At 65.9% G+C, this 16,740-nt stretch carries 13 protein-coding genes; 7 read left to right on the top strand and 6 right to left on the bottom strand.

Translation table 11 applies throughout. The annotated features are described in order from the left end of the window. Positions 1–33: 33 nt before the first annotated feature. On the top strand, positions 34–726 hold the full coding sequence (locus JQ632_RS15965; RefSeq protein ID WP_212403622.1) for a peroxiredoxin: 693 nt from the start codon (positions 34–36) through the stop codon (positions 724–726). 112 nt (positions 727–838) lie between these two features. Further along, the gene (locus JQ632_RS15960) at positions 839–2,200 is read left to right on the top strand and encodes a M23 family metallopeptidase (protein WP_212403533.1); all 1,362 of its coding nucleotides are present in this window, start codon (positions 839–841) and stop codon (positions 2,198–2,200) included. Between the two features lie 47 nt (positions 2,201–2,247). Here the strand turns inward: JQ632_RS15960 and JQ632_RS15955 are convergent, their stop codons facing one another. Both JQ632_RS15955 and JQ632_RS15950 read right to left on the bottom strand, forming a co-directional pair. Then, complete coding sequence (locus JQ632_RS15955) at positions 2,248–3,441, bottom strand: DUF5666 domain-containing protein (protein WP_212403532.1); 1,194 nt, start codon at positions 3,439–3,441, stop codon at positions 2,248–2,250. Then, positions 3,438–4,325: a DUF6502 family protein gene (locus JQ632_RS15950; RefSeq protein WP_212403531.1), complete on the bottom strand. Its 888-nt coding sequence runs from the start codon at positions 4,323–4,325 to the stop codon at positions 3,438–3,440. The genes JQ632_RS15955 and JQ632_RS15950 overlap by 4 nt, the downstream gene beginning before the upstream one ends. Before the next feature lie 127 nt (positions 4,326–4,452). On the opposite strand from JQ632_RS15950, the gene JQ632_RS15945 reads away from it, so the two are divergent. The 5 genes from JQ632_RS15945 (at position 4,453) to JQ632_RS15925 (ending at position 10,899) form a co-directional block, all read left to right on the top strand. Beyond that, positions 4,453–4,608, top strand: coding sequence for a hypothetical protein (locus JQ632_RS15945; protein ID WP_212403530.1), 156 nt, complete (start codon positions 4,453–4,455; stop codon positions 4,606–4,608). A gap of 15 nt (positions 4,609–4,623) precedes the next feature. After that, positions 4,624–6,540 (top strand): glycosyltransferase, encoded by a 1,917-nt coding sequence (locus JQ632_RS15940; RefSeq protein WP_212403529.1) that lies wholly within the window; start codon positions 4,624–4,626, stop codon positions 6,538–6,540. Positions 6,541–6,543: 3 nt separating this feature from the next. After that, on the top strand, positions 6,544–7,284 hold the full coding sequence (locus tag JQ632_RS15935; RefSeq protein ID WP_212403528.1) for an ABC transporter ATP-binding protein: 741 nt from the start codon (positions 6,544–6,546) through the stop codon (positions 7,282–7,284). Further along, on the top strand, positions 7,281–8,663 hold the full coding sequence (locus JQ632_RS15930; protein WP_212403527.1) for a glycosyltransferase family 1 protein: 1,383 nt from the start codon (positions 7,281–7,283) through the stop codon (positions 8,661–8,663). The genes JQ632_RS15935 and JQ632_RS15930 overlap by 4 nt, the downstream gene beginning before the upstream one ends. Positions 8,664–8,748: 85 nt before the next feature. Beyond that, positions 8,749–10,899 (top strand): carbamoyltransferase C-terminal domain-containing protein, encoded by a 2,151-nt coding sequence (locus tag JQ632_RS15925; protein WP_212403526.1) that lies wholly within the window; start codon positions 8,749–8,751, stop codon positions 10,897–10,899. Position 10,900: 1 nt separating this feature from the next. Here JQ632_RS15925 and JQ632_RS15920 read toward each other — a convergent pair whose 3' ends face one another. From JQ632_RS15920 to JQ632_RS15905, 4 genes are all read right to left on the bottom strand, one after another. Beyond that, positions 10,901–11,806, bottom strand: a complete 906-nt coding sequence (locus JQ632_RS15920; protein WP_212403525.1) for a DMT family transporter — start codon at positions 11,804–11,806, stop codon at positions 10,901–10,903. Positions 11,807–11,899: 93 nt separating this feature from the next. Next, positions 11,900–12,772, bottom strand: coding sequence for an NAD(P)-dependent oxidoreductase (locus JQ632_RS15915; RefSeq protein ID WP_212403524.1), 873 nt, complete (start codon positions 12,770–12,772; stop codon positions 11,900–11,902). Positions 12,773–12,774: 2 nt separating this feature from the next. Continuing rightward, positions 12,775–13,906 (bottom strand): peptide chain release factor 2 gene (prfB, locus tag JQ632_RS15910; protein WP_212403523.1). Its coding sequence is split into 2 segments (ribosomal slippage): positions 12,775–13,836 and positions 13,838–13,906, totalling 1,131 coding nucleotides; the frame shifts between segments, so codons are not numbered across the junction. A 105-nt stretch (positions 13,907–14,011) separates the two neighbouring features. Then, positions 14,012–16,507: a penicillin-binding protein 1A gene (locus JQ632_RS15905; RefSeq protein WP_212403522.1), complete on the bottom strand. Its 2,496-nt coding sequence runs from the start codon at positions 16,505–16,507 to the stop codon at positions 14,012–14,014. Between the last annotated feature and the right edge of the window lie 233 nt (positions 16,508–16,740).

Raw genomic sequence — 16,740 nt, 5'->3', positions numbered from 1 at the left:
GTTGACCCGCCGAAAGCGTCGAAAGGAAGGCGTATGTCCAAGAAATCGCGTAAGAAAGCGTCCAAGACGGCCTCCGGCAGCGCAACGACCAGGAAAACGACAACCAAAATGACGGCCCAGTCCAAAGCAAAGTCCGCAAAAACTCAGCGGGCGCCGACCAGCAAATCACGCAAGACCACAGCCAAATCAGCATCGCATAACGCCGCATCGAAACGGTTAAAATCTTCCGAAACGACATCAGCGGCCAAGCCGGCCGCCAAAGCGGTGCTATCCGAGGGCCAGAAGGCCCCCGCCTTCCGCCTGCCCCGCGACGGCGGAGCCGTGGCCACGCTCACCGACTATGCCGGCAAGAAGCTGGTGCTGTTCTTCTATCCGCGGGCCGACACGCCGGGCTGCACCCGGGAAGCTATCGACTTCACCCGGCTCAAGGACGCGTTCGCAGCAGTCGGTACCGCTGTGCTCGGCATCTCCGCCGACCCGCCCAAGGCCCAGGAGAAGTTTCGCGACAAGCACAAGCTCGGTGTCCCCCTGATCTCGGACGAGCGGCATGAGATGCTGGAGGCCTATGGTGCCTGGGGCGAAAAATCCATGTACGGCAAGACCTTCCAAGGGATTCTTCGCACTACGATCCTGGTCGGCGCCGACGGCAAGGTCGCAAAAATCTGGCGCCATGTGCGGGTCGACGGCCACGCGGACGCGGTGTTAGCAGCCGCAACAGAGCTTTAACCAGTCCGACGAATTCGAGTGTTCCCGTTTCCGGAAAATTAACCATGACCGGCCCAGATTGCTGCGGCAATTAGGCCGTACGGAGCCCTTTCCGACCGGCGCGGGAGTGCCGATGTCGAAAAGTTCTGCTCAGTATTCGCAGTACCCCCAACATCACCCGCATGACCACGGCCGGCCTTTCAACCGCCGCCCGGTGAGCGCCGCGGCTGCGATTGCCGCGCCCGCCGAGAGTGACGGCTACACGATCGTCCATGCCGGCAAACAGGTGCGCTTCGCCCCCGTCGTGTTCTGGATCGTGGTCGGCACGGTCGTTCTGCTCGGCCTGTGGTCGGCGGCAACCGCCACCTATTTCGCCTTTCGCGACGACGTCCTGACCCGGCTGATCGCCCGTCAGGCCGAGATGCAATATGCCTATGAGGACCGCATCGCCGAGCTCAGGGCCAAGGTCGATCGCACCACCAGCCGGCAATTGCTCGATCAGGAGCAGTTCGACCAGAAGCTCGACCAGATCATGAAGCGCCAGACGGCGCTGGAGTCCCGTGCCACGGCGCTGGGCGCCATGCCTGATGTCACGGGATCGATTCCCCGCGCGACGCCGCAGCGCGGCCCGGATGCGGGGGCGTCGTCGCAGGGCACGCCAAAACCGTCGCCGATCAGCGACACCGTGATCTTCGTGGCACCGCCGGATCGCGAGGCGCGGCTGGAATCGCGCACGCCGGCCGTAGCAAGCCCGCAGCCGAACCAGTTCGCCAAGGCTCAGGGTTTTGACAACGTCCTGGTGCGGCTGACGACTTCGCTCGACAATGTCGAGCGGCGCCAGATCGCGGCGCTCAGCGCGGTCGAGGACGGTATGGAATCGAGGATCCGGCGCATGCGCGGCGTGGTCAGCGATCTCGGCCTCAACCTGACGGATCTCGAAGCCGCCGTACCGCGCAGCGCGATGGGCGGCCCGTTCGTTGCCGTCAAGCTGCCGGCGAATGCCGGACCGTTCGAGAAGCAGCTCAATCGCATCAACGTCACGCGCGCGGAGCTCGATCGCCTGAACCGCACGCTGGCGCTGGTGCCTTATCGCAAGCCTGTCATCGGCGAGGTCGAGTTCACCTCGGGGTTTGGCGTGCGCAGCGATCCCTTCCTCGGAAGGCCCGCGATGCACACCGGTCTCGACTTCCGCGCCGCGACCGGCGATCCCGTTCGCGTCACCGCCTATGGCAAGGTCGTCTCGTCGGGATGGTCGGGCGGTTACGGCCGCATGGTCGAGGTCGACCACGGCAACGGGCTCTCGACGCGCTACGGCCACCTCTCCGAAATCCACGTCAAGGTCGGCGAGATCGTGAAGATCGGCCAGGTGATCGGCGCCGTCGGCTCGACCGGCCGCTCCACGGGCCCGCATCTGCACTACGAAACCCGCATCGACGGCGACGCGGTCGATCCGCAGAAATTTTTGCGCGCCGGCGTGCGGCTGAGCGCGGGCTGAGCTGGCCGTTCAAACCGCCGCGGCGAGGCGAGCGCGCAAGCCTCCCCCTATCGTCTGCCGCCTCCGCCCATTCCGCCGCCGGGGCTACCTCCGCCAAATCCGCCACCGCCTGGTCCGCCCATCCCACCACCCGGCCCGAATGGACCGCCGGCGCCGCCGGGCGGCTCCATCGAGCCGCCGCCGGGAGCGGGTCCCGATGGGCCAGATGGCGGGCTTCCGCCGGGAACGGTGCCTGCCGGCCCCCCGGGGCTTCCTCCGGGCGTTGCTCGTGGACCGGGATTGGTGATCGACGAACCGGGCGATCGGCCGGAGCCCGGGCCTTGCAGCGACGATCCCGGGAATCGATCCACCGATTGCACCGACTCAACCTGCAAGCCGCGTGACGGATCGAGTACGCCGTTCACCACCACGCGCGCCTCGCCCGCAGCAGGCGCAAAGCGTGACACGTCGTGCGCGACGATGCCGGAGCCAAACTGGAGATTGGCGCCGACGCGCTGCACATAGGCTTCGACGGAAATCCGGGTCGCTCCGGCGAGATCTGAGAAGTCGTCCACCCTCGCCCGCGAGACCTGCAGCGTGGTCCCCTGCAGCACGCTGCCTTCGACCTGGGCACGCTTGCCGACCAGCGCGGGATCGGCGCCGCTGAGCCTGAGCCCGCCGATATGCAGGCCGTTGGTGCCACGCTCGACGAGACCGGCGACGCGCACCGTACTGCCGGAGCGCGGCTCGACATGGCTTGCGACGATCGCGCCGTCGCTGCGGCGCAGCCCGAACACGGCGACATGCGTGCCCGCGCGCCGCCAGCTTTCCTTGCCGCTCGACAGTACGCGCTGGCCGAGCGCCGTCATCTCGCCGCCCTTCACCGCTTCGATGGGGCCTGCGACCTCGCTCGCGATGCCAATGCTGCGGGTAGCGAGCGTGCCGTCGGCCTGGCGAATCGCGACCACCCGCGCGAGCTGGCCGATCCGGAGCGCTTTGGTGCTCGACGGCTGGCCGTCGATCAGCACCGGAACGTCGCTCGCATAGGCGATGCGCTCGCCGTTGACATAGATGCTGCCGAAACGCTGGATGATGCCGACGATGCCGGTGCCGCCGATGCCGTGATCGTTGCCGCGCGTGATACCGGTGCCGCCGATGCCCTGGTCGGAGCCGCGTTTGACCTGCGCCAAGGCCGTGGCCGTTCCGGCCAGCCAGAAGCCGGTCAGCAGGAGACGGCGCGAGATGAGCGGCGGCCTGCTCATGCCTTGCCGCCCTCCTTGCCGCCCTCACCGTCATCTTCGGATGTCTCGCCCTCGCTGTAGATGTAGATGCCAAAATTCCAACGGGCATCGCCGCCCTTGTCCTTGGCGAGCGCGCGGTTGGCTTCGCGGTTGGCGGTCTTCAGCGCCTCCATCGCGAGCTCGCGCGAGCGGGCCTCGAGCCGTTGCGCCAGTTTGGGCGACAAGCCGTTGTAGTGAACCGCACGCTCGAGGAAGCGCGGCGTGGGGCCGGAGACGTTCTGCGCCGCTGCCGCGATGTGGTCGTGCAGGTTGCGGCCGAGGTAGTGCCACTTGCTGTCGTCCTCGCCGCGCGGGACGAAGGCGGCCTCGACCAGCTCGATCTCGTCGTCGCCGTTGATCCTGACCAGCTCGCGATCCAGCCATTCGTCGAGCACGGCGCGCGGACGCACATCCTTGGTCACGGAGGCAACGAGCTGCTCGAACGACGGCGCCTCGCCCTCGGCGGTGCGCGGCAATGGCAGCGGCTCGCCCTTGGCGTCGGTGAATTCGGGCGCCGCCAGCCAGCGTGCGATGACCGCGCTCGTCAGCGACAGTGCTGCGGGCGTCTCATGCACCGGCGCGCCGGCGCCGCGCAGCCGCGCCACCTCCTTGCGATGGATGCCGGTGAGCAGGCTGACGCGGCTGTCGGTCTGCTCTTTGCCCTCGAGCGCAAAATCGTGCTCAGCAACATTGATGAACAGCTCGCGCAGGAGCTGCGTTAGCGCCGGAAATGTCATGCCGCTCCGGATGCAAAGCCGCACCAGCGGGCGCAGCAGCCGCGCCAGCGGCGCGTGCAGCTTTGCTGCGGCGTTCGGCTCTGACGATGCCGATTTGTTCGCCGATTTGGACCCGGACTTGGCGCTCATGGCGAAATTGTAACGACGCCCCGCGTGGGACACAATCCCACTTTTTCGCTTTGTTCCGTTGACGTGGTAAATTTTCCCACATATACGAGACGGCACTGAGGGCGCGACTTGAAGGGGATTCGACCCAATGCGTGACCGCCTGGTCTCTAATTCCAGTTTCCACGATGCCGCCGGCGCGTTCTGCGCGCGCGGCGCATTCCCGATGCTGCCGGCACTGCTGCGCGGCGTGATCTTCATCCTCGCGCTGGCAACGCCGTTCGTCGCCGCGCTGCTGGCCGGCTGAGGGGTGAACGCAATCATGAGTCCCGTCAGCGATTCGACGCGCCGCCCGTCGGTGCTTCACATCTTCAAGGTCTATTACCCCGACCTGTTCGGCGGCACCCTGACTGTCATCCGCGACATCTGCGCGAAGGATGCCTTCAGCTCCGCGGTGCTGGTCTGCTCCAAGGCCGCGGAACGTCGCGACATCGTCGTCAACGACGTGCCGGTCGAGCGCGTCCGCTCGTTCGGCAACATCCTCTCGTTGCCGGCGGCTCCGACCTTTCCGTGGCGGCTGTGGCGAAAGATTCCGAAGCACGATCTGCTCGCGCTGCACGCCCCCTTCCCGCTCGCCGACCTCGTCTTCGCATTCGGATTTGGCCGCGGCGGGCCGCTGGTCGTGCACTGGCATGCCGACATCGTCACCCATGCCGGCCTGCGCTGGTTCATCGAGCCCTTGATGCGCCGGACGCTACGGCGGGCGGAAGCGATCATCGTCTCCGACAAGGTGCTGATCGATAGCTCGCCGCTGCTGCTGGAGTTTTCCGACAAGTGCCACGTCGTTGGCTTCGGCATCGACCTTGCGAAATACGATTGGCCGCGGCTCGCGCCCGAGCACGTAAACGACCGCGGACGCCTCGTGCTCGCCTGCGGGCGGCTGGTTCCCTACAAGGGCCTTGACGTCCTGATCCGCGCAGCCGCCGGCCACGACTTCGAGGTCTGGATCGTCGGCGACGGCGTCGAGCGCGAGCGGCTGGAGGAGTTGATCGCGGAGCTCGGCGTTACCGACCGCGTCCGCCTGCTCGGCTCGGTGCCCGATAGCGAGCGTATCAAGCTGATGTGCATCGCCGACGTCTTCGCGATGCCGTCGGTGACCAACGCCGAGACGTTTGGCCTCGTCCAGTTGGAGGCGATGGCGGCAGGCCGTCCTATCGTGAACACCGCGCTCGACACCGCCGTGCCGCACGTCGCCCGCCACGGTCTTGAAGCCATCACCGTGCCGCCCGGCGACGCCGAAAAACTCGGCGAAGCCATCCAGACGCTGATCAGGGATCCCGAGCGCCGCCGCCGCATGGGCCTTGCCGCCCGGACCCGGGCGGCCACGAAATACTCGGCGGCAGGTTTCAGGGACGGCATCGAGCAGGTCTATCGCCAGGCCCTGGCGGCCAGGGCCGCAAGCTGCGCGACTGACGCTGCGGCCACCACCGGCTGGATCGACACGGTGAGGATCGCGGGCGCGCTGGCCTGGTCCGACATGCGCCATCGCTACGTGCGCTCTCTGCTCGGGCCGTTCTGGATGTCGCTGCAGATGGCGATCGTGGTCGCAGTGCTGGGCTCGGTGATCGGCCAGATGTCCAACGGCGGCGTGCTGTCGCGGCTGCCGATGCTGGCGCTGTCGATGACGGCCTGGACCTTCCTCAACAGCGTCGTGCTCGACGCGACCACGGCGCTGCAAAACTCCGGGAGCCTGATCCGCGATCGCGCGCTGCCGCCGGTGATCTTCCTCCTGCAATGCACCTTCCGCCAGGCGCTGTTCGCGCTTCACAATGCCTGCGTTCCGCTGCTGCTCTGGCTGGTGCTGACCCGGCACGAGACGGGCGGCGCCGTCGCGGCGCTGCCGGGGCTCGCGCTGTTCGTCGCCTGCACCTTCGCGCTCAGCCTGGTGCTCGGCGCCCTGGCGACGCGGTTTCGCGACCTCAAGCCGATCATCGAATCCACGCTGATGCTGGCCTTCCTCGCCTCGCCCGTCATCTGGTCGTCGGACATGATCAATCACCGCTCGACCGTGATGCAGCTCAATCCGCTGACGCATCTGTTCGCGGTCTGGCGCGAGCCGCTGTCAGGCGGCCATATCGACACCGTCAGCATCGTCTACGTGCTTTCGGCGCTGGCCCTGCTGACGCTCGCGAGCATCCTGACGCTCACGCATCTGCGCAAAGCGGCGTTCTGGATCTGACCCATGGCCTCGATCAGCCTGCGCAATGCCTGCCTCGACTATCCTCTCTACGGCGCCTACGACTTCTCGCTCAAGCGCCGCGTGCTCGGCCGCCTCATCCGCGAGCAGGACGAGATGCGGACCATCCGCGCTGTCGACAACGTCTCGATCGAGGCGGCAGCCGGCGCGCGGATCGGCCTCGCCGGCCCCAACGGGTCCGGCAAATCGACGCTGCTGCGGCTCATTGCCGGCGTCTATCCGGCCTCGAGCGGCGATGTCGAGATATCCGGCAGCGTCATGCCCCTGCTCGGGCTGAATGCCGGCGTCAATCTCGACTTCGTGGCCGAGGACAACATCGCACTCCTCCTGCGCATCAGCGGTCGCAAGCCGACCCGCGCCATCATCGACGACATCTGGGCCTTCACCGAGCTCGAGGAGCGCATGCAGCGCCTGCCGCTGCGCATGTTCTCCTCGGGCATGCTGATGCGGGTCCTGTTCGCGACCGCCACGGCCTTTCCCGCCGACATCCTGCTGCTCGACGAGTGGCTGAGCGTGGTCGACGAGAATTTCTCGGCCAAGGCCGAGACTCGCCTCCTCAAGATGGTCTCGCAGGCCGCGATCGTGATCATCGCCTCGCACGACCAGCCGCTGCTGCGGCGGACCTGCAACCGGATCATCACCCTCGATCACGGGCGTATCGCCTCGACCGCGCTGGTCGAGCAGCCCGCGGCCCATCCCTTCGAGCTTCGCGAGAAACGCGCATGAAGAAGAACATTCTTGTCGTATCCGAAGCGCTTGGCGAACCCAACCACAAGCGCGGCATCTTCCACTTCACGCGCGAATTGATCCGTTCGCTCGCCGCCGAGGGCCATGAGCTGACGCTGCTGGTCGAGACCACGCGCCGCTACCGGCAGATGCGCCGGCGCGAGCGGCGCACCCGGCTGTTTCCGGAACAGTCGCACAACATCGAGCTCTTGGCGTTGTATCGCTTTCTCGACGAGGTCGACATGAACGAGCCGATGGCGAAGAGCCCGCTGCGGCGCTCGATCGACTGGGTCAGGCACCGGCTGTCGATGTCGACGTCATTCGAATTTGCCGCCTGCTTCCTGCGCGCGCTCGGCCTGTTCGGCCTTCGTGCCAACCTGCTCGAAAACAAGACCGCAGCGCTGGAATACATCCCGCCGGACCTGCGGCACCTCGAGCTGTTCCGCGACTTCCACCTGGAGTCCGGCTTCTACAGCTATCAGGACACCTCGGCGCTGCTGATGCTGCCGCCGCCGCAGGTCGACGCCCGCGACTACGACATCATTCTGGTGGATACCCCGACACGGGTGGCGATCAAGCGCAAGCCCGGCGCCAAGGTGATCTGCGTCGTCCACGATCTGTTGCCGCTCACCGACCTCAAGCTGAGCGATGTCGCGACGCGGCTGTTCCTGTCACGGCTCAAGACCAGCCTGCGCCAGGCCGACGAGCTCGCCTTCGTCTCGAACTACAGCAGGATGCGGTTCAGGGAATTGTTGCCGCAATTTGCTCACCTGCCGACGCGCGTCGTGTACCCACGTACGCGCTTCGACGCTCCGGACGTCCTGCAACTGCCAGCCCCTGCAGGGCGTCCGGGGCGACCGAGCTTCGTCATCATCGTATCAGCCGAGCCGCGCAAGAACCTTGCGGCCGCCATCCGCGCCTTCCGCAACATGCCGCAGGCCGACCTCGTCGTGATCGGCTATGCCGGCCTCGCCCATCGCATGAAGAACGTGCCGCCCAACATCCGCTTCGCCGGCTATGTCGACGAGCACGAGAAGGCAACGCTGATCGCGGAGGCCCATGGCCTGATCATGCCGAGTTTTGCCGAAGGTTTTGGCGTGCCCATCATCGAGGCCCTGGCGGCCAATACGCCGGTCCTCTGCTCCGACATCCCCGTGTTCCGCGAGGTCGCGGGCGAGCTCGCCGACTACTTTGACCCGTTCTCGACGGAATCGATCTGCGCGTCCGTGACGCGGGTGCTGACCCGGCAGGAGGAATGCCGCCGCAAGATCAGGGACCGGCGTGGCGAGCTGGCCGAACGCTTCGGCTACCAGACCCAGGCGCGCGACTTCCTCGGCCAATACGCCGCCCCGGTCGAGCGCATGCAGGCCGCGCAATAGGTCGCGTTCGCACGCCCGCTTCGGCATTGTTGTCTGCGCCCAAGTATGATTGATGCTCCGATGAACACGCCGGGGCACTTTCGCATTGGAACTGACAAAACGAATTGGACCGCGACATCCGGGGCTCGGCGCGGCCGGTTTTCGCCTTGCGAAATGGCTCGCCACCAAGGCCTTTGCGCGCGCGGGTTTTCACCAGATCGGCTCGAGCTTCGCACAGGCACGATTGGCGCTGGCGCGCGAAAAGCTCGCGCGCGGCGAGACGCTCTACCTCGCCGGCCTCGGTGCACCGGGCACGCATAATTCCGGCGTGGCGCTGGTCGAGGTCACGCAGGCGACGGGCCCGCGCCTGATCCTCAACAACGAGGAAGAGCGCTTCTCCGGCAACAAGCACACGACGGAGTATCCGGCGCAGTCGATCGACGCGATGGTGGCGGCGCTGCGCGGCATCGGCCGCGACGTCGGCGACATCTTTGCCTGGCTCACCTCATGGGACTATCCGACGCTATCAGGCACGCTGGCCCGCTCGCTGCTCGAGGAAGCCCCGCAAAGCCTGCGTTTGGCACGCAACACGGAAGCCGCAGGGTTCGACGGCCGCCGCCTCGACCAGATGACGCGCACGCCAAAAATTTTGGCGCGCCAGCTCGGGCTTGGTGCACGCGTGCCACTGATCACGATGCCGCATCACGACAACCATGCCTGGTTCTCCTATGCCGCTTCGCCCTTCGCCGATGGTGACGAGAAGGTCGCGATCGCCGTGCTCGACGGCACCGGCGACCTCGGCTCAATCTCGCTCTATGTCGTCGAGCGCGGCGAGATGAAGCGGCTCTATTGCAATAACAGCATGTTCGACTCGCTGGGCGCCTTCTACAGCGTGATCTCCTCGACGCAGGGCGGCTGGACCTGGCTGTCGAGCGAGGGACGCTACATGGGCGCGGCCGCCTGGGGCGACATGGATCGCGCCAGCAATCCCTACTACGCACGCCTGAAACAGGTCTTGCATTTCGGCCCCCACGGCGAGGTGCAGATCAACCGCGCGATGGCGAACTGGTACTGCGATCCCTTCGACCATCCCTACAAGCAGCCGCTGATCGACATTTTGGGCGAGCCGTTGCGCCCCGATCAGCTCTGGAATCCCGACGCGGTCTTGCGCGTCGAGGATATCCAGCACCGCTCCGACACTAAGGACCGCCTCGACAAGGCGGCCGCGACCCAGCTCGTATTCGAGGACGCCATGATCCATGTGGTGGATCATCTGTTGCGCACGACCGGCACCAACCGCGTCGTGCTGACCGGCGGTGTCGCGCTCAATGCCGTCGGCAATATGCGGCTGCTCGAGCATTTTGACGTGAGCTGGTTCGCCAAGGCGCTGGGGCAGAAGGCGCGCCTGCACCTCTGGGTGCCGCCGGTGCCCGGCGATCCCGGCGTCACCATCGGCGCGGCCTGGCTGTTTGCGCAGATGGCGGGCGCACGCCGCGGTCCGCCGATGCGCCACGCCTTCTATTGCGGCCTGCCGCCGGTGCGGGCGGACATCGAGACGGCGCTCGCGGCCGACGATGTCGCCTCACAACGCCTCGGCGACATCTCCACACCGGAGAACCGCGACGCTATCGCCGATCTCATGGCGTCCATCGTCGCGCAATCCGGGGTCATCGCGCTCTACCAGGGTGCAGCCGAGACCGGCCCCCGCGCGCTCGGCCACCGCTCGATTTTTGCCAACCCCTGCGACGCCGGCGCCCGCGAAAACCTCAATGCCCGCGTCAAATATCGCGAGGCCATCCGGCCGCTCGCGCCGATGGCGACGCTGGAGGCCGCACAGCAGTACTTCGTGCTGGAGGACGGTGCCTCCGACGCCGGCTATAACGCCTATAATTACATGGTGCTGACGGCCCACGCGAAGCCGGGCGCGCGCGAAAAAATACCGGCCGTCATTCACGCCGACGGCACCGGTCGCATCCAGATCGTCGGCCCCGACGAGGATCCCCTCACCTACGCCTATCTTAGGGCGCTCGGCCGCCGCATCGGTGTCGAGATGTCGGTCAACACGTCGTTCAACGTCGCCGGCCCCATCGCGCAGACCCCGCAACAGGCGGTCGACACGCTGCGCCGCTCCAAGGGGCTCGATGCCGTGATCCTGGTCGCCGGCGACGGCAGCGTCTACGCCGCCTGGCATGGCGGCGCACGCGACAGCGGGAGATTTACGGGGTGGCTTGCGGCATGGCAGGCGGCGCGCGGCTAACCTATCGTCGCAGCCACGTCAGCGCGCGCCCGTCGATCACGAGCAACGCGCTGGCGATGACCAAGGCACCGACGATCTCGCGCACCGAGATCGGCTCACCCAAGATGAGATAGCCGAGCAGGATCGCGGTCACGGGAATGAGCAGCGTCACCAGGGTCACGTTGGTTGCTCCTGAGCGCCGCAGCACCTGAAAGAAGACGAGGTAGGCGAGCGCGGTCGAGAGGCCTGCCGAGCCGAGCACCGCGAGGCAGGTTGTGATACCAGGCATCGGCAGGCGCCACGGCTGATCGATTGCGACGGCCAGAACCGTCATCATGACTGTCGATGCCAGCAACTGACATGTCGCCGTTGCAAGTGGCGGTGATGTCGAGAGCCAGCGCCGCGCCACCAGGGCCGAGAAACCGTAGCTGAGCGCCGCGGCGAGGCAGAGCAGGATCCCGATTCCCTGACCCGTCAGCAGCTCGGCGCCCGTCCCCCGCAGAATGATCACGCCAAAGAGTCCCACGACGACGCCGGCGACCCGCCGCGCGATCAGCTCTTCCTCTCCCACGGCCGCCATCACGGCGACCGTGAACAGCGGCGTGGTGGCGTTGAGGATCGACGCCAGCCCACTCGAAATGAACAATTGCCCCGTCACGATCAGCGAGAACGGCAGCACGTTGTTGAGAAACGCCATGGCGACATACGGCCGCCAGCCTGCGACACCCCCGGGAAGGCTGATCCGATAGAGTCGCAGCAGCGGCAACAAGAAGGCCGCGCCCAGAGCCACCCGCAGCAACACCAGCGTCAGCGGCGGCAATTCCCGTAAGGCTGCGCCGTTGAAGAAGAACGAACCACCCCACAACACCGAGAGCAGGCCGAGCAACAGCCAGTCGCGCGCGTCGATTCTGTTGTCAGTGTGAGGCATTGCGTTTTGGCGTTTTGGCCACCGGCGTCAGACACGCCGCCTAGCGCGAAGCCAGGGGAATGACCACCCGATTTCCGGGAGAGCCAAGCGTCCCTATTTCGGCCGCGACACCAGCTCGATCATGCGACCCTCGTCTTCGTCGGGCATCGCCGCCTTGGCCTGAGCATAGGCTTCCACCGCGGCACGGGCGACCAGCGGCTTGCCGGCGAGCAAGCTCTCGGCGAGCTTCACGGCGTAGGCGGCATCCTTGTGCCGCAGCGCGGCCGTAAAAGTCGCACCGGCAAAGTCGCGCGCGACCATGCGTTTGGAGTGACGCAGCACCTGCGGGCTTGCGGCAACGCCGCCCTGGATCGCTTCCAGCACCAGCTTCATGTCGAGCCCGGCCTGCTCGGCGATCGCAAGGCCTTCGGCAAGGCCCGCGATCTGGATCGCGCCCATGAGGTTGTTGATGAGCTTGTAGACCGTGCCGGAGCCGACCGCGCCAAAATGGCGGATGGTCGAGCCGATCGGCTCGAGAAAAGGCCGCGCGCGTTCGAGATCGGCGGCGTCTGCGCCGACCAGAAGCGTCAGCTTTCCCGCCGCCGCGGCATCCGGCAATCCCGTCACGGGGCAGTCGATGTACATCAGGCCGCGCGCGTTCAGCTCGCGGCCGAGTTCGCGTGCGTGATCGTAGGAAACGGTGGAGCACTCGATCGCGATCGTACCGGCCTTCGCGGTCTTGGCAGCGCCCGTGGGGCCGAGCCAGACCGCGCGCGAAGCTTCATCATCGGCGACCATAGTGACGACCGCGTCGGCATCAACAGCGGCGTCCTCCGGCGAGGTCGCCCAACGCGCGCCGCGCGCGATCAAATCCTCCGCCTTGGCCTTGCTGCGATTCCAGATCGCAACGGTGTGGCCGGCATCGAGATAACGGCCGGCCATGCCATGGCCCATCCGTCCAAGCCCGATGAAGGCAACGCGCGCCATGGCTAATCCACGTCCTCGACGTCGCCCGTGGTGGTTCCGAACGCGCGCTGCGCCAGCGTTGCCGCCATGAACTCGTCGAGATCGCCGCCGAGCACGCCCGATGTATCGGAAGTCTGCACGCCCGTGCGAAGGTCCTTTACCATCTGATAGGGCTGCAGCACGTAGGAGCGGATCTGGTGGCCCCAGCCAATATCGGTCTTGGCGGCCTGGTCGGCGGCTGCCTTCTCCTCGCGCTTCTTCAGCTCGATCTCGTAGAGGCGCGCGCGCAGCATGTCCCAGGCCTGCGCCCGGTTCTTGTGCTGGGAGCGGCCGGCCTGGCAGACCACCGCGACGCCGGTCGGAATATGCGTCAGGCGCACCGCGGATTCGGTCTTGTTGACGTGCTGGCCGCCGGCGCCGCCCGAACGCATGGTGTCGGTGCGGACGTCGGATTCCTTGATGTCGATCTTGATGCTGTCGTCAATGACCGGGAACACCTGCACGCTCGAAAACGAGGTGTGCCGGCGGGCGTTGGAGTCGAACGGCGAGATGCGCACCAGCCGGTGCACGCCGGCTTCGGTCTTCAGCCAGCCATAGGCGTTGTGGCCGGAAACCTGGATCGTCGCGGATTTGATGCCGGCCTCTTCGCCCTCGGACTCTTCCAGGACCTCGACCTTGAAGCCGTGGGTGTCGGCCCAGCGCGTGTACATGCGCAAGAGCATCTGTGCCCAGTCCTGGCTCTCGGTGCCGCCGGCGCCGGCATGGACTTCGAGATAGGAATCGAAACGATCGGCCTCGCCCGACAGCAGCGCCTCGAGTTCGCGCCGCGCAACCTCCTTCTTGAGGTTCTTCAGCGCGGTCTCGGCCTCGGCGACGACGCCCTCATCGCCCTCGGCCTCGCCGAGCTCAATCATGCCGATATTGTCCTCGAGCTCCTGCTCGACCTTGCCGATGCCCGACAGCGAATCCTCCAGCGAGGTTCGCTCCTGCATCAGCTTCTGGGCCTTTTGGGGATCGTTCCAGAGATTGGGATCTTCTGCGAGCTTGTTCAGCTCAGCGAGGCGCGCCGTCGATTTCTCGACGTCAAAGATGCCTCCTCAGCAGCCCGACTGACTGCTTGATCTCTTCTACCAACCGTTCGATTTCGGCGCGCATGTTGTTCTCTGATCTCGCGGAATGACCGCGTTCGATTGAGATGGGGATGTAACGGCGGTCGCGCCAAAGCGCAACCGCCCGCTCGTTCACGTCAAATCTGTTGGCTCAGTACAATCCGCCGGTGCCGGGCCGCATGAAGAAGCCGGAATCCGGCGGCGCCTGCTGCGGCAGCCGTCCGTCGGCGTCGGCGACGCCGATGACCGAATAGTTGTCGGGCGGCGCGGTGCCGGGCTTGAAGGCTTCGAGAATGGTTCCGCCGGTTTCGCCCGGACCAGCGCGCATGCCGGTCTTGGAGACGACGCGGATCAGCTTGATGCCGGCCGGCACCTTGAACGGAACAGCCTGCTTGTCGGCGAGCGCGAGCTTCAGGAAGTCGCGCACGATGGGAGCGGCGAGATGGCCGCCGGTCGCAGCGTTGCCCCGGCCGAGCGGACGCGGCTTGTCAAAACCCATATAGACGCCGACAGCAATGTCGGGCGAATAGCCGACGAACCAGGCATCCTTGGCCTCGTTGGTCGTGCCCGTCTTGCCGGCGATCGGCTTGCCGACCTCCTTGATGACGGTGGCGGTGCCGGCCTGGACCACGCCTTCCAGAAGCTCGGTGATCTGATAGGCGGTCATGGCGTCGAGCACCTGCTCGCGCCGGTCGATCAGTTGCGGTTCCGCCTGGTTCTTCCAGCCCCCAGGCGCGTCGCAGCCGCGGCATTCGCGCTGGTCGTGCTTGAAGACCGTGTGACCGTAACGGTCCTGGATGCGGTCGATCAGGGTCGGCTTCACGCGGCGGCCGCCATTGGCGATCATCGAATAAGCCGTGACCATCCGCATCACCGTGGTCTCCCCGGCGCCGAGCGAATAGGACAGGTAATTGGGCAACTCATCATAGACGCCCAAGCGCCGGGCATATTCGCCGATCAGGGGCATACCAATGTCCTGGGCGAGCCGCACCGTCACCGTGTTGCGCGACAGGCGCAGCGCGTTACGCAGGGTCATCGGCCCGTTGTACTTGCCGGCATCAAAGTTTTCCGGCCGCCAGACGCCGGCGCCCTGCCCCTGGTCGATTTCGATCGGCGCGTCGACCACGACGGTCGACGGCGTGTAGCCGTTATCGAGCGCGGCCGAATAGACAATCGGCTTGAACGACGAGCCGGGCTGACGATAGGCCTGGGTGGCGCGGTTGAACTGGCTCTGGTCGAAGGAGAAACCGCCGACCATGGCGAGCACGCGGCCGGTCCAGGGATCCATCACCACCATCGCACCGGACACTTCGGGAATCTGGCGCAGACGGTACTGGCCTTCGACCGGGTTGCCGTCCTTGTAGAGCGGATCGGCGTAGATCACGTCGCCTGCCTGGAGCACCTGCGCAACCGACGATGGCTGCCGGCCCTTTGCGTTGCCCGCGGTCGCCCGCGCCCATTTCACGCCGTCGATGGAGATCAGCCCGGTCTCGCGCTGCTTGCTGATGGCGCCGCCGAGTTCGCGACCCGGCTGGAAGCCGATCCGCGCCGACTGGTCGCTGGTCTCGAGCACGACCGCCATCCGCCACGGCGAGATGTCGGAGAGCGATTTGACGTCGGCGAGCTTCACGCCCCAGTCGCCGGAGATGTCGAGCTTGCTGACGGCGCCGCGATAGCCCTGCTGCTCATCGTAATTGACGAGGCCGGTCACCATGGTCTTGCGCGCCATCACCTGGATCTTGGGATCGAGCGTGGTGCGGACCGACAGGCCGCCTTCATAAAGCTTCTTCTCGCCATAACGCTCGAAGATGTCGCGGCGGACTTCTTCCGCGAAATATTCGCCGGCGAAGGTGTGGGCGCCGTTGCCGCGGCCGGCGACGACGAGCTGTTCCTTGCGCGCCTTGTCGGCGTCGGCCTGCTTGATCCAGCCGTTCTCGACGAGGCGGTCGATCACGTAGTTGCGGCGCTCGATGGCGCGGTCGCGATTGCGGACGGGATGCAGCGTCGCCGGCATCTTCGGCAGCGAGGCGAGATAGGCGGCCTCCGAGATCGTGAGCTCGTTGACAGACTTGTCGAAATAGACCAGCGAGGCGGCCGCGATGCCGTAGGCGCCGAGGCCGAGATAGATCTCGTTCAGATACAATTCGAGTATCTTGTCCTTGGAATAGGTGCGCTCGATGCGCATCGCCAGCAAGGCTTCCTTGATCTTGCGTGCGAACGAGACCTCGTTGGTCAGGAGGAAGTTCTTCGCAACCTGCTGGGTGATCGTGGAGGCACCCTGCGGGCGGCGGTTGGATCCGTAGTTCTGAATGTAGGCAACGCCGGCGCGCGCCATGCCGGTGTAGTCGATGCCGCCGTGCTCGTAGAAGTTCTTGTCCTCGGCGGCGAGGAAGGCGTTGATCACGAGTTTTGGCACCGCCTGGATCGGCAGATACAGCCGCCGCTCCTTGGCGTATTCGCCAACGAGCGAACCGTCGACCGCATGCACGCGAGTCATCACCGGCGGCTCGTAATCCTGAAGCTGAGAGTAGTCCGGCAAGTCCTTGGAGAAATGCCAGATCAAGCCCGCCACAGCTCCGACGCCGACCAGGAAGACGACTGTTCCCGCGGCGAACAGGAAACCGAAAAACCGCACCAGCAAGCGCATTATCTGTCTATCCGTCCCAACCCTTGAATAACCTTTGGCGCCGGCAAAAGGCGCTTTCCTCAAGAAGCGAAGCCTTCTTCCTCAAGAAGCCAAGTCTTCGGCCTACGTCATAAGCATCACTGGGCGCCGAGCCCTAACACGCTTGCCGGGGGAGATCTCACCGATTCCGGGTCCCCTCATCCCGTTTTTATAAGGCGCCCGCTGTGGCCAAACTAGGGCTTTGGGCGGCTCGC

The organism is Bradyrhizobium liaoningense (genome assembly GCF_018130955.1).
In the GTDB taxonomy this organism is placed as follows: Bacteria; Pseudomonadota; Alphaproteobacteria; order Rhizobiales; family Xanthobacteraceae; genus Bradyrhizobium; species Bradyrhizobium liaoningense_C.
Note: the sequence above shows the minus strand (reverse complement) of the source record. Positions and strands in the feature narration are given on the sequence as shown.

Coding starts and splice junctions, on each gene's coding strand:
- JQ632_RS15920 (WP_212403525.1), bottom strand. CDS start 11,806: ATGCCTCACACTGACAACAGAATCGACGCGCGCGACTGGCTGTTGCTC.
- JQ632_RS15940 (WP_212403529.1), top strand. CDS start 4,624: ATGAGTCCCGTCAGCGATTCGACGCGCCGCCCGTCGGTGCTTCACATC.
- JQ632_RS15955 (WP_212403532.1), bottom strand. CDS start 3,441: ATGAGCAGGCCGCCGCTCATCTCGCGCCGTCTCCTGCTGACCGGCTTC.
- JQ632_RS15930 (WP_212403527.1), top strand. CDS start 7,281: ATGAAGAAGAACATTCTTGTCGTATCCGAAGCGCTTGGCGAACCCAAC.
- JQ632_RS15935 (WP_212403528.1), top strand. CDS start 6,544: ATGGCCTCGATCAGCCTGCGCAATGCCTGCCTCGACTATCCTCTCTAC.
- JQ632_RS15965 (WP_212403622.1), top strand. CDS start 34: ATGTCCAAGAAATCGCGTAAGAAAGCGTCCAAGACGGCCTCCGGCAGC.
- JQ632_RS15960 (WP_212403533.1), top strand. CDS start 839: ATGTCGAAAAGTTCTGCTCAGTATTCGCAGTACCCCCAACATCACCCG.
- JQ632_RS15945 (WP_212403530.1), top strand. CDS start 4,453: ATGCGTGACCGCCTGGTCTCTAATTCCAGTTTCCACGATGCCGCCGGC.
- JQ632_RS15950 (WP_212403531.1), bottom strand. CDS start 4,325: ATGAGCGCCAAGTCCGGGTCCAAATCGGCGAACAAATCGGCATCGTCA.
- JQ632_RS15915 (WP_212403524.1), bottom strand. CDS start 12,772: ATGGCGCGCGTTGCCTTCATCGGGCTTGGACGGATGGGCCATGGCATG.
- JQ632_RS15905 (WP_212403522.1), bottom strand. CDS start 16,507: ATGCGCTTGCTGGTGCGGTTTTTCGGTTTCCTGTTCGCCGCGGGAACA.